Raw genomic sequence first — 14,173 nt, 5'->3', positions numbered from 1 at the left:
TGCTGGTAACGGCATCTCCCGCACTGCCATCAAAATCTGGCTGGCACGCAGCTCCGATGCGTCGGCCAATCTGGTAACCGAGGAAATGTTGATGAAAGCCACCACCCTTGTTCCGACTGGCCTGGGCCTGCTGCTGGCCGCGCTTGTTGCCGGCTGTGATCGCAGCTCCGCACCAACGCAGGCCGCCACCGAAGCCCCCCCAGTTGCAGCGCCCGCTACCGATGCCGCTGATGCGATCGTATTGCCGGCGGGTTGGAAGCGCGTGGCCGGGCAGGATGTGCCGCAAGTCGCCGCAGCAGCACCGCGGTTGCCGGCCAAGCTGCGTTCGGACGATGGCGTGGACGTTGAAGTGAGCGACATCAGTCGCATCGTCGCGGGTGGCGATGATGTGATCGCGGTGATCGAAGCGCTGGGCCTGGCCGACAAGGTCTATGCCGCGCCGGAACGATCGGCGACGGCTGAAGGCCGGGCTGCCCCCAAGCACTTCCTGTTCAACCGCACCACCGGCGTGGAAGGCGTGCTGAGCCTGGACGGAACCCTGTTCCTCGGCAACAGCCTGCGCCGCCATGCGCTGCTGGCTGAGCGCCTGCGCGCCACCGGTCATGCCGCGGTGGTGATCGACGACCTGCAGCCACCTGCGGACAAGGTACGCAAGGTGGCTACTGCGCTTGGCCTGTCTGCACAGGGCGAGGCGTTGGCTGGCAAGGTGCAGGCACAGCTCGATCAGGCCGCAGCCATCGCCAAGGACAATGCGAAGCGCCCGCGGGTGATCGCGTTGTCGGCCAGCGGCGCCGGTGGCCTGCCGACCGTGGCCGGCGCTGACAGCGCCGCCAACCAGCTGATCACCATCGCTGGCGGCATCAACATCGGTGAAGAAGCCGGTGTGGCCAACTACTCCCAGCTCAGCAACGAGGGCGTTGTTGCGGCAGCGCCAGACGTGATCCTCGTAACGGAAAACGACCTGCGCCTGTTCGGCGGTGAAGCCGGCCTGTGGAAGGCCTATCCAACCCTGAAGCACACGCCCGCTGGCGCGGCCAACCGTGTATGGGTGATGCCTGATGTTGAATTGAAATCCACCAGCGTGGGCTCCGGCGCCGGTGCGCTGGCCCTGGCGCAGGCCCTTGCGGAGTTGTCGCGCGGATGATGTCGGCGCAGGTCCGGCGGCCGAACGGCGCGCTGTTGTTATGTCTGTTGCTGGCGGTGTTGCTGGGGGCGGTGCTGTTGTCGTTCGGTACCGGTCCGTTGAAGCTGCCTGCAGCCGATGTGCTGCGGGCGATGGCGGCGCAGTTTGGCTTGGCGGATCCGCAATCGATCAGTGCCCGCGACATGGGCGTGGTCTGGCAGCTGCGCATTCCGCGCGCGCTGTTGGGCGCGTTGGTTGGTGCGTCGCTGGCGATGGCCGGCGTCGCGCTGCAGGGCCTGTTTGGCAACCCGCTGGCGGATCCCGGTATCGTCGGCGTCAGCCAGGGCGCGGCGCTGGGTGCGGTGGCGGCCATCGTGCTCGGTGCGGGTGCATTCGCTGTGTGGTTGATTCCGCTGGCGGCATTCGCGGGTGGTGCTGGCGCGACGACCTTGATCTATCTGCTGGCGCGGCCGGGGCGCGGTGAAGGCACCGCGACCCTGCTGCTGGTCGGCATCGCGATTGGTGCGGGCTGCTCGGCGGCGGTTGGCTTCCTGACCTACATCGCCAGCGAGAGCGAACTGCAGTCGCTGGTTTTCTGGCAGATGGGCTCGTTGGCGCAGGCCAGTTGGAGCGACGTGGCGGCGGTTACGCCGGTGTTTGTGCTCGGCGTGCTGGCCCTGCTGCGGCTGGCTACGCCCTTGGACATGCTCGCGCTCGGTGAGCGCCAGGCACGTCACATCGGCCTGGATGTCGCGCGCACGCGCTTGTTGCTGGTGGCGTTCAGTGCGCTGCTGGTGGGTGCAGCGGTGGCGTTTGCCGGTAGCGTCAGCTTCGTCGGCCTGGTGGTGCCGCATCTGGTGCGGATGCTGGTTGGCCCGGGGCATCGCTGGCTGTTGCCTTTGTCGGGCGTGGTCGGCGCGCTGTTGATCGTGGTGGCCGATACCGCCGCGCGCACGTTGGATCCGCCGTCGGAAATCCCGCTCGGCCTGTTCTCCGCGGCCCTGGGCGCGCCGTTCTTCCTGTGGCTGGTGCTGCGCAAGCGCGGGGGAAGGGCATGAGTGCGCCATTGCTGGAATTGCGCGGGGTCAGCGTGCTGCGTGGCAGTCGCCAGGTGTTGGCGGGTGTTGATCTAGCATTGCAGGCCGGCACGCTGACCGCCCTGGTTGGCCCCAATGGCGCAGGCAAGTCGACCTTGTTGGCCCTGCTTGCCGGTGATGCCGAGCCGGATGCCGGGCAGGCATTGCTGCATGGCCGTGCACTGGCCGACTGGCCTGTGCGTGAGCTTGCCCTGCAGCGGGCGGTGATGGCGCAGGATCATGCCGTGCACTTTGCCTTCAGCGTGCGCGAAGTAGTGGCGATGGGGCGTTTGCCGCATCCACCACAGCCACGACAGGATGCGGCGATCGTCGAAGCGGCGTTGCTTGAGGTGGATGTTTCCGGCCTCGCCGGTCGCGATGTGCAGACGTTGTCCGGTGGCGAAGCCGCACGCACCTCGCTTGCGCGGGCGTTGGCACAGCAGACACCGGTGCTGCTGCTGGATGAGCCAACCGCCGCGCTCGATCTTCGCCATCAGGAGCGCACCCTGCGCAGCGCCCGCGCGCTCGCAGCGCAAGGCCGTTGCGTGGTGGTGGTGCTGCATGACCTCAACCTGGCATCGGCCTATGCCGATCGCATCGTGATGCTATGCGATGGGCACATTGCCGCTGATGGCTCACCGCGCGAAGTGCTGACCCGCGAGATCATCGGCAAGGTCTACGGCCAGCCGGTGCAGGTCATCGAGCACCCGACGCGCGGCGTGCCGCTGGTGGTTGCCTGCGATGACTGAGCAACCGACAAAGCTGCGAAGCAATCGCCCGCGCACGCATTGCATCGGGCTCTGCGGGATGTTTACCTGGTGGTAGATGCCAGTGTCCGGTAGTCGCGCGGGGTCATGCCAACAGTGAGTTTGAACTGGCGCGAGAATGCACTCTGGTCCGAGAAACCGCAGGCTTGGCCAACACAGGCGATGCTACTGTCGGTGAGCAACATGCGGGTAGCGGCTTCGATGCGGAATTTGGTCAGCAGCTGCTGCGGTGTCAGCTGGAATACCTTCTTGAACAGACGCTCCAGCTGCGCGACCGAGACGCCACTCTTGCCGGCAAGCGTGCGCACGCGCAGCGGTTCATGGAAATGCGCCTGCATGTATTCCACTGCAGCATGCAGGCGCTGGAAGGAAGAGTCCTCGCGGTCGGGTTGGCCGAGATCACGCGAGATGCCGATCAAACCGACGATGCGGTTGTCTTCCACCAGCGGCTGCTTGAGGGTGAGGCACCAGCCCGGGCTGCGGTTGGCGTAGAGCTGCAGCTCAAGCATGTCTTCGATGACTTCACCGGTCAGCACGCGACGATCCTGCTGGATGTAGCGCGCAGCCAGATGTGCAGGGTAAAGCTGCAACACGCTCCTGCCGACGATCTCCTCGCGGCTCTTCTTTGCCAGGCGTTGGATCAAGGTCTGGTTGACGTGCGTGTAGCGACACTCGGTGTCCTTGATGAAGAACACCACGTCGGGAAGGGGATCAAACATGCGCACCAACACCTGTGGCGACAGGGTGACAGCCATGGCCTTGCTCTCCGTTGCAGAGCGCACACCCTGCCACCGCGGAGTCGTCTCCTCAAGCGGAATTATTGTGCTGAAATCCGCATCCTGCGGGTAAACATATACCTAGCGTGCGACGGCGCAAGCGGTGGAATATGGAATACGAAATGTACGGTCATAGCGTTCTTTCGATTCAGTATACATAAGCAAATCAAATAGTTGCATTTGTTACGTGTTATTCAATTGTGCGCGTGCCAGCAGCCTGGACGGTGCGGGCGCGCGGGCGGGTGCCGGTGCGGGGTCTGGCATTAGGCGGATCTCAATCCGGCGCTGGGGTGTAACAAGGTGCGGTGTGGCTGTCAGGTTCATCCCCTGTGGTGGGCGGTATACGCCTGGTGTCCGCGCACCTGCTATGCGCCGTGATTGCCCCGATCCGCCAGGGCAAGGCGCGTGAATTCCTGTTTGCTTTCGACCATTGCGCATGCCGGCGCCGAGGTCGGCGTGTGCGCGCGCCGCTTGGCGATGGTCATTGCCAAGCGGCGCACCGCCGGATGGTGCGCGATGCCGGCAGTCATTGGTCGAGGGTGCTGCGTCGATCCGGTTGTCGTGTGCTGCACGGTCGTACGCAGGTGCCGGTGGTCTGTTGCCAAATTTTCGTTGCACATTTCATATTCGAGGGGAAGTAGATGAAGACGAACGAACGCGCCAACTCCCTGCCATGTCGTCGACGTGGCCCACTGGCGGTGGCGGTTGCCATCGCACTTTGTTCCAGCGCGGCGGGGGCCGCCTGGGCGCAGGATGCTGCCACGACGCCACAGCCGGAACAGAAGGCCGCTGCCACCGATGCGAAGGACCTCGACACGGTGATCGTGACCGGTTCGCGCATTCGCCGTGAGCCGGGCTTCGAAGGTCCGGCGCCGGTGACGGCAATCAGTGCGGAAAAGATCCAGGCCTCCGGCTATACCCAGATTGCCGATCTGGTGAACCAGCTGCCGAACTTCGCCGTGACCCAGAGCAGCCAGACCGCCAACCAGACCGGCGACGTCGGCGTCAGTGCGCTGGACCTGCGCGGCATGGGCGTGCAGCGCACACTGACGCTGGTGGATGGCCGTCGCCAGGTTGCCTCCATCCCCGGCACCGCCGGTGTCGACGTCAGCGCATTGCCGGCGAGCATGATCGAGCGCGTGGATGTAGTCACCGGTGGCGCATCGGCGTTGTACGGTGCCGATGCCGTCAACGGCGTGGTCAACTTCGTGCTCAAGCGTGACTACGAAGGACTTGAAGCCAGCGTTCGCTACGGTGATTCCTCGCGTGGCGATATGCCGACCTATACCGGTGATGTGCTGTTCGGCAAGAACTTCGCCGACAACCGTGGCAACTTCACCTTGTATGGCTTCTGGGAAGAGAACTCCGGCACCGTGCGTGGCCAGGATCGGCCATGGACCGCCAACGGCTATCCGTACTACGCGCGCGCCAAGAGCACCGATCCGTATGTGATCCTGGACAACAGCCGCAACGTCTACAACTCGCCCAATGCAACCGTCTTGCTGGGCAACTGCAGCGCGGCCAATGCTGCCAACTGTCTGTATACCTTCAATCCGGATGGCTCGCTGCGCCATTCACAGCTCGGACCCGGTGGGCTTACCAACCTGAGCTCGGGCTTCAACGTGCTGCAGCAAGGCACTACCGATGGCGGCGAATTTGGTGGCCGCTATGACTCCTGGTACCTGGTGACACCATCGGATCGCCAGACGGTACGTTCGACGCTGGATTTCGACGTCAACGATGCACTGCGGCTGGTGGGCACGGTCAACTATTCGCAGAGTCAGTCCGAGGCGTCCTGGCGCTCGCTCAGTACCTACGGTTCGGGTGGCAGCGAAGTGGTGCCGTACTACAGCCCCTTCATCACACAGGAAATGATCACCGCCAACGGTGCTGCGTTTACCAATGGCATTGCCTTTGGCCGTCACTTCGATGAAGAGCTGGGGCATATGCGCCAGCAGACCGACCGCAAGTTGCTGCAGGCAACCGTTGGCGCGCAAGGCTATTTCGACTTCCTTGGCCGCAGTTGGAACTACGAGGCTTACTACTCTTACGGCCGCAGCCGCCAGCGCACCCGTGAGCTCAACGCAGGCTCCTACGACCGGTTGCTGTCGGGCCTGAACTCCTATGTGGATGGGGCGGGCAACCCGATCTGCTGGGATGGACCGGCAGGTTGCGTGGCGATCAATCCGTTCAAGCGGCTGACCTCGGAGATGGTCGATTGGTTGACCTACGACACCGACTGGTCCACGACCACGCTGACCCAGAAAGTTGCTTCGGCCTATGCATCTGGCGGTCTGTTCGACCTGCCCGGTGGTGAGGCCAAGGTCGTAGTGGGTGCGGAGTACCGCAAGGAACGCAACGAGATCGGCACCATCGCCCAGTACGATCCGACCAAACCGGCTTATGACGCCAGCCTGGGCACCACCCAGAACGGCTTGACCGGCGAGTTCAGCGTCAAGGAGATCTTCAGCGAGCTCAGCCTGCCGTTGTTGTCGGGCATGACCGGCGCCGAACGCTTGTCACTGGAGCTGGCCGGACGCGTCTCGGACTACAGCACCGCCGGCCGCACCACGACGACGAAGGTCGGGCTGGAATGGGCGCCGATCGAAGACATCACCGTGCGTGGCACCTACGGCAAGGCGATCCGAGCGCCCAACATCGGTGAGCTGTACACGGCCGGCAGCGTGTCGTCGGCTTGGATCTACGATCCCTGCAACGACTATGCGCTGGCCAACCGCACCAGTGCCACCAGCTACACGGCGGGCAATTGCGCAGCGATCAGTCCCAGCGATACCAGTGTTGGCAACTATTGGCAGTGGAAGGACATCGTCTACTCGGGCAACGTCAACCTGAAGCCGGAAACCGCCAAAACCACGACATTCGGCGTGGTGCTGCGGCCGCGTTTCATATCCAACCTGACGGTGTCCGCCGATTACTACAAGATCGACCTGCGCGGGGTGATCTCGACCCTGGACTACCAGACCATCCTCAACCGCTGCGTCGACCAGGCCAGCCTGGACAACGCCTTCTGCGATCTGGTCACCCGCGACTCGGCGGGCGATATCGTCGAAGTGGCGGTGCAGCAGTTGAACCTGTCGCAGAGCATTGCCCGCGGCGTGGATATCAATGCCAACTGGTTCCATGACCTTGGCGGTGTAGCCAACTCCAATGCGGGCCGCATTTTGGTGGATCTCAGCTATGGCCGTACGCTGGAACGCAAGTTCGTCGCCGATCCGCTGAATCCGAATGACGCATGGGATTACCTGACGCTGTGGGGCACGCCGAAGTGGAAGGGTACGGTTCGTACCGGTTGGTCCAATCCCAGGCTCAGCGTCTACTGGACACTGCGGCACGTGTCGAAGATGCGTGGCAGCAATACGTCCACCGCAAGCTACGAGCGTGAGTGGGCAGGCAATACCTTCTACAGCGATTTCTACGCCAGTTATCAGTTCACGCCGAAATTCAGCGTGTTCGGCGGTCTCAACAACGCCTTCGATCGCGCGCCGCCGCGTGTGCCGGGTGCGGAGGCCGGCGGTGCCGGCTTCAACCAGAGCGGCTACCAGGCCGCGGTGTATGACGTGCTGGGCCGCACCTTCAACATTGGCGTGCGCATGAAGCTCTGATGATATTCGCTGAGTGCAAAAGAACAGGGCCGACGGAATCACCGCCGGCCCTGCTTGTTTTCACACTGGCGGAAACCGCAGCGGCGCTGCAGCTTCGCCGGCTCAGTTGGCCTTGCTGTTGTAACGCAGGGTCAGCTGGTACTCGCGGCCCGGCTGGTTGTACCAGGCAACGGTTTCGTACTCGCGGTCGAACACGTTGGCGGCCTTGGCCTGCAGGCTCCATGCGTCGTTGATGGCGTATTCAACGCGCACATCCATGGTGCCGTAGCCGGCCAGACGCACGCTGTTGGCAGCGTTGTCGAAGCGATGGCCACTGCCGGCAGCGGTCACGCCCAGACGCAGCGGACCGAAGCTCTTGTCCACGTCCAGACGACCGCTGGTGCGCGCGCGGCGGGCCAGCAGGTTGTCATAGGTGGCAGCGCCGGAGGTGTGGTCGCGCGGGTCGGTGAAGCTGGCCTGGGCGTTGATGTCGAAACCGGCCAGCGACAGGTAGCCGGTCAGCTCGGCGCCGCGGATGCGGGCTTCGGCAACATTGACCAGGTCGAAGTTGCTGTCATAGCCGATCAGCTGGTCGACGCGGGTTTCGTAGGCATTGAAGGTCCAGTTCCAGTTGTCGGCGTACTGCGCGATGCCGAGGTTCAGGCTCTTGGATTCTTCCGGCTTCAGGTTCGGGTTGCTGAAGCCCGGGTAATACAGGTCGTTGAAGGTCGGTGCCTTGAAGCCGGTGCCGGCGCTGGCGGTCAGGCGGAAGCCGTTACCGAAGGCAAAGCCGTAGCCCAGGCTGCCGGTGGTGTGGTTGCCGAACTGCTCGTTGTCGTCGTTGCGCACGCTGGCCTGCAGCGCGTGCGCGCCGAACTGGCCCTGGTACTCGGCAAACACGCCGAGGTTGTCGCGCTGGTCGATGTCGAACGCGGTGGAGCTGGTGACCTTGTCGTTCTGCCAATCGGCACCGGCGGTGATCTGCTGGCCTTCGGCGATGGTGAAGTCACCCTGCACGCTGGCGGTATCGCGGCGGGTATCGAAGGCGCTGGCGAAGCTGCGGGTGCCGGTGCTGGCATCCGCAAAGTAGTTGTCGGCCTGGTCGCGGTTGCGGCCAACCTGTGCGCTCAGGCGGAAGCTGTCCGATGCAGCCCAGGCGAGCTTTGCACCGTAGACCTGCTGGCGGTTGTCGGCTTCGTTGCCGCCGAAAATGCTGCCGTCGTATTCGTTGAAGCTGTCGGCGTTGAGTACATGGCCTTCCAGGCTCAGCGTGTCGGTCAGGGCATAGCCACCGCGCACGTTGATGGAGGTGTTGCGGTAGCCATCGCGATCCGGCTCATCGGCGTAGCAGCCGGCGCCCCAGCCAGCGGCGGTGCCGCGGCAGGCGTTGATGCCGTCGGTCTTCTGGTAACCGCCCTGGGCCGAGATCCAGCCGCGCTCACCGCGGTTGCTGAAGCCGGCGCTGACCTGGCGCAGGTTGTTGCTGCCGGCGGTGATCGCCAGGTTCTGCTGCAGGCCCTGGCCGGCGTTGCGGGTGAAGATCTGGATCACGCCGCCGATGGCCTCGGAGCCGTACAGGCTCGAACGCGGGCCGCGCACGATTTCAATGCGCTCGATCTGGTCAACCGGCAGGTCCTGCAGGGCGGCCATGCCGCTGGTGGCCGAGGCCACGCGCACGCCGTCCACCAGCACCAGCACCTGGTTGGAGTTGCTGCCACGCAGGAACAGCGAGGTGATCTTGCCGTTGCCGCCCTGGTTGGCGAAGTCCAGGCCGGCGCGGCCGCGCAGCAGGTCCTGCAGCGAGTTGGCCTGGCTGTGGTCGATCTGCGCACGGTCGATGACCTGCACCGGCACCACGCTGTTCTCGATGGAGATCGGGGTACGGGTTGCGGTGACGGTGACGTCGTCCAGCTCGGTCGGTGCGTTCTGCGCGGCGGCAACGCCCGGCAATGCCAGGGCAAGGGCGAGCGAAAGGGTGTGGTAAGACAGTTTCATGGAAGCTCCTGGGCCTGCACGCTCCCGTGCAGGCGGATTGGGGAGGCTGCCAGAAGAGGGAGAAGACGGAGGCGGCGCACACGGCGCTACAGCCGCCGCCATGCCCTCCGCATCGCAACCAGTCGGCTTTCGGGCCGGTCTCCGGACTCGCAGGCGAGGCGGCGTGTGCCGCTTCCGTCCAGACGCCTTCCCGTGCCGTGCACAGTGGCGCCATGTCTGGACTTGTCCTGCTTACCGTTGCGGGGGCAGTGCCGGAATGGCGACAGGCTGGAGTTCCAGCAGTGCGCGGCACCGGCTTCCCGTTTCAACCGACCGGCAATGCCGGACGGTCACCCGAAAGTGCGCGCATTCTATGCCATTGCCGCCCACCTTGCCGGAATGGGCGGCAACGGCCGGCATAGTTCAGTGTCTGCAACCGCAGCTCAACGTAGCCCGGGTAAGCGTCAGCGCACCCGGGGAGCTCATGGCGCCGCAGGCTTGCGGCGGTGCTGCAAACTCGTTCCCGGGTGCGCTGCGCTTACCCGGGCTACGTGTTGCGTGAGTTCGATTTGATTGGGGGCTGGCGACACACGCCCTGCGCAGCACTGTTGCTGAATGGCTAGAATGCGCGCTGCAAACGCAGTATCGGAAGTGTCGTGACAGAAACATGGTACGGGCAGGCCTGCGGCCAGCCTTCGCAGGAATACCGACAGCGCGCCCTGCTGCGCCAGCGCCAGCTGACCAAGCCGGAAGGCGCCTTGGGTCGTCTGGAGACATTGGCCGTTGAACTGGCTGCGCTGCAAGGCGTGGATCAGCCGGTGGCGCAGCGCGTGCCGGTGGTGGTGTTCGCTGGCGATCACGGTGTGACCGCGCAGGGCGTGTCGGCTTACCCGGCCGAAGTGACGGTGCAGATGCTGCACAACTTCGCCGGCGGCGGTGCTGCCATTGCGGTGCTGGCGCGCGAACTGGGCCTGCCGCTGCACGTGTGGGATGTGGGCAGCCGCGCCACCACGGCGATTGCCGGCGTGGTCAGTGCCAAGACCCTGCATGGCACTGCTGATTTCAGCACGGGCCCGGCGATGTCGGCCGCCGATCTGGAGGCTGCCTTCGATGCGGGTCGCCGCGCGGTGGAGGCTGCCTGTGCCGATGGTGCGGATTTGTTGGTGTTCGGCGAGATGGGCATCGGCAACACCACTGCTGCGAGTGCCATCGCTGCCGTGCTTGGCCCGTTGCCATTGGACGAGTTGGTTGGCGCCGGTACTGGCCTGGACGCGGTGCGCATGGTGCAGAAGAAGAATCTGATCGCACGTGCGCTGGGTCTGCACGGCGAGGCGATCAATGCAGCGGAGTCCCCTGCTTGCGAGGCACTGCAGCGCGTGGGTGGATTGGAAATCGCAGCGATCAGCGCGGCGATGATTGCCGCTGCGCAACGGCGCATTCCAGTGTTGGTGGATGGCTTCATTGTTTCTGCTGCAGCATTGGCGGCGGTCCGCATCAATCCGACCCTGCGGCCGTGGTTGTTGTTCTCGCACCAGTCTGCCGAGCGTGGTCACATCCGCCTGCTGGAGGCATTGCAGGCGCAGCCGCTGCTGTCATTGGACCTGCGTCTTGGCGAAGGCTCCGGTGCCGCGCTCGCGTTGCCGCTGGTGCGCATGGCCTGCGCCCTGCACAACAGCATGGCGACGTTCGCCGAGGCAGCTGTTGCCGATCGTGGTGTTGGACGATGATTCTCGACCTGCTGCGACACGCCTCCACAGGACGTGCCGGCCATCTGGACGGTCGTACTGATCCGCCCTTGATCGAAGGCGCGATGGACACGCTGTACCGCTGCCATGCCGGCATCGGCTGGAGCCGGGTGATCACTTCACCGCGCCGGCGCGCGCTGGACACCGCGCATGCACTGGTGGCTGGCAGCAACCAGTTCTGTGAGATCCACCCGGATTGGGCCGAGCTCGACTTCGGCGATTGGGACGGACTGCACTTCGACGAAGTTCCTGCCGAGCAGCTTGCTGGCTTCTACAGCGAACCGCACGATGTGGTGCCTCCCAATGGCGAGTCCTGGCAGCAGTTCCAGGCGCGTGTTGAAGCGCAGCTGCATCGGCTGGTGGACGAAGACGATGGCGACGGTCAACCGGTGCTGGTGGTCAGCCATGCCGGCGTGTTGCGGTTGGTGGTATCGCGCGTCTGCGGCATGAGCCTGTCGTCGCTGTGGGCGATGCGCATCGATTACGGCACCCGCGTGCGCCTGCGCGTGGAGCGCGGCGAAGACGGCCAGTTGTGGGGCGAACTGCTGGAGTTGCGACAACCATGATTGGACGCCGCCTGATCCTTGCCATCCAGTTCCTGACCAGGCTGCCGACACCGCAGGTGCGTGACTTCCGCCAGGAAGACCTGAGCAGGTCGGCGGTGTACTACCCCTTGGTCGGCGCCATCATCGGCGCATTGCTGGCGTTGCCCTTGTATGGCTTGGCAGACCGACCGTGGTTGGCCGGTGTGCTGACCTTGTTGATGTGGGTGTGGGTGACCGGCGCTCTGCACCTGGATGGCCTGGGCGATGTCGCCGATGCCTTCGGCGCCGCACATCGCAACCCGCAGCGCTTTCTGGAAGTACTCAAGGACCCGCATATGGGCGTGTTCGGCGTGGTCACGCTGATCATGCAGCTGCTGCTCAAGTTCGTGCTGTTGACCGAGCTTGCGGTGGGTCCATTGTGGTTCGGCATCGTGCTGGTGCCGGCGTGGGCGCGCTGGGGCACCTTGTGGTGGAGCCAGCGCATACCATCGCTGCATGGTGATGGTATGGGTGAGCGTTTCTCGTGGCAGCTGCGGCCCTCGGCGATGTGGGTGTGGGCGGTGGTGCTTGCCGCGATCAGCGTGGTGTTTGCTTGGCCGTTGTTGCTGGCGCTGCTGCTGGTGCCGCTGGTGGCCGTGTGGTGGAAGCGCAAGCTCGGCGGCATCTCCGGCGATGGCCTGGGGGCCAGCGTCGAGGTTGTGGAGACGTTGCTGTTGTTGGCGCTGGTGGTCCTCGCACCGCTGCCCGCAGACATTGTGGGAGCGGCGTAAGCCGCGAAGCCACCGCTGCATCCGGAATCACGCAGTGCGCGATCTGAAGAATGGCCAGCTTCACGGCTAACGCCGTTCCCACAAAAGCCTCTGGTGAGGCTCAGTCCTCGAAGCGGATCTCGCTGGCTTCTTCTTCATCAGCTTCGGCCTGCATATGCGTTTCATGCACCGGCCCTGCCTGTTGGCCTGCACGCGTGGTGGGCAGCGCGCCAGCGGCGATTTCGTACTCTGCGACCAGCTGCTGGCGACGCGCCTCGGGAATCTCCTGCCAATGGCAGCCGACCAAGGCGCCTTCCAGCGAATACAGCAGGTTGAGGCTGGGCTTGAAGCCGGCGCGGCGTACCTTCATGAACGCTGCAACCGGGCCGATCGCGCTCAGGTCCTGCTCGCTGCGCAAACCGACCTGACGCAGCCAGGCTGCACTCTTGGGGCCGATGTTGCGCAGCTTGGGTGCGCTCATTGCAGTGCCTCGACAAACACCTGGGCGATGGCTTCCAGTCCCAGCTGGTCGTCGGCATCGAAACGCGCGAGCACCGGGCTGTCGATGTCGAATACGCCAATCAACGTGCCGTTGTGGACCAGGGGCACGACCAGTTCCGAGCGCGAGGCCGAGTCGCAGGCGATGTGGCCGGGGAACGCATCCACATCCTCGATGCGCTGGGTCTGGCGGCTGCTGGCAGCGGCGCCACACACGCCCTTGGACAGCGGAATACGCACGCAGGCCGGCAAACCCTGGAACGGGCCAACCACCAGCTCCTTGCCGTCGTAGAAGTAGAAACCCACCCAGTTGAGCTGCGGCAGTGCGTGGTAGACCAGTGCCGACAGATTGGCAGCGTTGGCAATACGGTCGGCTTCGCCATGGACCAGAGCGCGGGCCTGGGCCAGCAGCTGGGCGTATTGTTCCGGCTTGCTGCCGGTGAGGGTGTCGGTGTTGAACATCGTAAGAGTCTAGCCGCTGCGTGGTCGTCGAGTTTGCCAGCGGCTGCCGCCGAGCGCAGCCCTTGGCAATGGAATGCTGGATCGCAGGCAAAAAAAGACCCGGTAGCGGGAGGGGAGCTACCGGGTCCGGGATTGCGCGGGGGAGGGACCGCGCAAATTCTGTGTGGGGTTCAGCGGGTCTTGCGGCTGCCCTTGCCGGCAGCGTCGATGAAGGGCTGGCGGACCAATTCACCCAAAGCCTCGCCGGTCTTCAGGCTCAGTCCGACCACTTCCTGGTTGGCATTGGCCAGACGCTCGAGGTTGTCGCGTGCCACCTGCAGGCCTTTGGGCAGCAATGCCTGCAGATCGGCCTGCGCGCCAGCCTGCGCCAGTTCACCGAGGAAGCCAGCGGCGGCTGTGGTATTGCGCTCGAAGGTGCGCAGCTGCACGCCGAATACGCTTTCAGCATTTTCCAAGGCGAGCCGGTTGGCACGGTTGGCGGCAGCAGCGAACTGCTGGGTGTAACTGCTGAAGTCGTTGGACTGAGCGGACATCGAGGTGATCCGGCGGGGCTTGTTGCGTTGCAGCATAACGCGGAATTGGCGCAGTGCAACATTAGATTCTGAATTGTTCAGAATCAGCCTCTGTAGTGCCGAGCCATGCTCGGCAGAGGCGTTTCGGGTAAAGCCCCTGCCGAGCATGGCTCGGCACCACGCTCTCCTCCCTCCCTTTGCCGTAGGCAAGGGGAGGGCTGGGGAGGGGTTGGCTTTGGGGCTTCATGCGTGGCCAGCTTCGCGGCTTACGCCGCCGCTACAAGGATGATGGGGAATGCCATGTAGTGCCGAGCCATGCTCGGCAGGGGCGTTCCCGGTAAAGC

13 protein-coding genes and 1 riboswitch are annotated in these 14,173 nt (G+C 64.5%); of the genes, 7 read left to right on the top strand and 6 right to left on the bottom strand.

What is annotated here, in order from left to right; all coding sequences use genetic code 11:
* Positions 1 to 91: 91 nt before the first annotated feature.
* The 3 genes from RT131_RS10125 to RT131_RS10115 are packed head-to-tail and all read left to right on the top strand — an operon-like array spanning position 92 to position 2,948.
* The gene (locus RT131_RS10125) at positions 92 to 1,144 is read left to right on the top strand and encodes an ABC transporter substrate-binding protein (RefSeq protein WP_313172580.1); all 1,053 of its coding nucleotides are present in this window, start codon (positions 92 to 94) and stop codon (positions 1,142 to 1,144) included.
* Entirely contained in the window at positions 1,144 to 2,181 is a 1,038-nt protein-coding gene (locus RT131_RS10120; protein ID WP_313172578.1) for an iron ABC transporter permease, read from the top strand. Before RT131_RS10125 ends, RT131_RS10120 begins: the two co-directional genes overlap by 1 nt.
* Positions 2,178 to 2,948 (top strand): heme ABC transporter ATP-binding protein, encoded by a 771-nt coding sequence (locus tag RT131_RS10115; protein WP_313172576.1) that lies wholly within the window; start codon positions 2,178 to 2,180, stop codon positions 2,946 to 2,948. The genes RT131_RS10120 and RT131_RS10115 overlap by 4 nt, the downstream gene beginning before the upstream one ends.
* A 62-nt stretch (positions 2,949 to 3,010) precedes the next feature.
* On the opposite strand, the gene RT131_RS10110 is transcribed toward RT131_RS10115, so the two are convergent.
* Entirely contained in the window at positions 3,011 to 3,721 is a 711-nt protein-coding gene (locus RT131_RS10110) for an AraC family transcriptional regulator (RefSeq protein ID WP_313172574.1), read from the bottom strand.
* 386 nt (positions 3,722 to 4,107) lie between these two features.
* The gene (locus tag RT131_RS10105) at positions 4,108 to 4,272 is read right to left on the bottom strand and encodes a hypothetical protein (RefSeq protein ID WP_313172571.1); all 165 of its coding nucleotides are present in this window, start codon (positions 4,270 to 4,272) and stop codon (positions 4,108 to 4,110) included.
* A 111-nt stretch (positions 4,273 to 4,383) separates the two neighbouring features.
* On the opposite strand from RT131_RS10105, the gene RT131_RS10100 reads away from it, so the two are divergent.
* The gene (locus RT131_RS10100) at positions 4,384 to 7,365 is read left to right on the top strand and encodes a TonB-dependent receptor (protein WP_313172569.1); all 2,982 of its coding nucleotides are present in this window, start codon (positions 4,384 to 4,386) and stop codon (positions 7,363 to 7,365) included.
* Between the two features lie 102 nt (positions 7,366 to 7,467).
* On the opposite strand, the gene btuB is transcribed toward RT131_RS10100, so the two are convergent.
* Positions 7,468 to 9,339, bottom strand: a complete 1,872-nt coding sequence (btuB, locus tag RT131_RS10095) for a TonB-dependent vitamin B12 receptor (protein ID WP_313172567.1) — start codon at positions 9,337 to 9,339, stop codon at positions 7,468 to 7,470.
* 114 nt (positions 9,340 to 9,453) lie between these two features.
* Positions 9,454 to 9,691, bottom strand: a riboswitch (cobalamin riboswitch).
* 283 nt (positions 9,692 to 9,974) lie between these two features.
* Here btuB and cobT point away from each other — a divergent pair.
* From cobT to cobS, 3 genes are read left to right on the top strand one after another with little or no spacing between them, the layout of a single operon-like run.
* Positions 9,975 to 11,045: a nicotinate-nucleotide--dimethylbenzimidazole phosphoribosyltransferase gene (gene cobT, locus RT131_RS10090; protein WP_313172565.1), complete on the top strand. Its 1,071-nt coding sequence runs from the start codon at positions 9,975 to 9,977 to the stop codon at positions 11,043 to 11,045.
* Complete coding sequence (locus tag RT131_RS10085) at positions 11,042 to 11,629, top strand: histidine phosphatase family protein (RefSeq protein WP_313172563.1); 588 nt, start codon at positions 11,042 to 11,044, stop codon at positions 11,627 to 11,629. Before cobT ends, RT131_RS10085 begins: the two co-directional genes overlap by 4 nt.
* On the top strand, positions 11,626 to 12,378 hold the full coding sequence (gene cobS / locus RT131_RS10080) for an adenosylcobinamide-GDP ribazoletransferase (RefSeq protein WP_313172561.1): 753 nt from the start codon (positions 11,626 to 11,628) through the stop codon (positions 12,376 to 12,378). The genes RT131_RS10085 and cobS overlap by 4 nt, the downstream gene beginning before the upstream one ends.
* A gap of 100 nt (positions 12,379 to 12,478) precedes the next feature.
* On the opposite strand, the gene RT131_RS10075 is transcribed toward cobS, so the two are convergent.
* From RT131_RS10075 to RT131_RS10065, 3 genes are all read right to left on the bottom strand, one after another.
* The gene (locus RT131_RS10075; RefSeq protein ID WP_313172559.1) at positions 12,479 to 12,838 is read right to left on the bottom strand and encodes a TfoX/Sxy family protein; all 360 of its coding nucleotides are present in this window, start codon (positions 12,836 to 12,838) and stop codon (positions 12,479 to 12,481) included.
* The gene (locus tag RT131_RS10070; protein ID WP_282268899.1) at positions 12,835 to 13,317 is read right to left on the bottom strand and encodes a GAF domain-containing protein; all 483 of its coding nucleotides are present in this window, start codon (positions 13,315 to 13,317) and stop codon (positions 12,835 to 12,837) included. Before RT131_RS10070 ends, RT131_RS10075 begins: the two co-directional genes overlap by 4 nt.
* Positions 13,318 to 13,487: 170 nt before the next feature.
* Complete coding sequence (locus RT131_RS10065; protein WP_313172555.1) at positions 13,488 to 13,850, bottom strand: phasin family protein; 363 nt, start codon at positions 13,848 to 13,850, stop codon at positions 13,488 to 13,490.
* Positions 13,851 to 14,173: the final 323 nt, after the last annotated feature.

This window comes from Stenotrophomonas sp. (assembly GCF_032066555.1).
In the GTDB taxonomy this organism is placed as follows: Bacteria; Pseudomonadota; Gammaproteobacteria; order Xanthomonadales; family Xanthomonadaceae; genus Stenotrophomonas.
The sequence above is the reverse complement of the archived record's forward strand: the minus strand, read 5'-3'. Positions and strand labels throughout refer to the sequence as shown.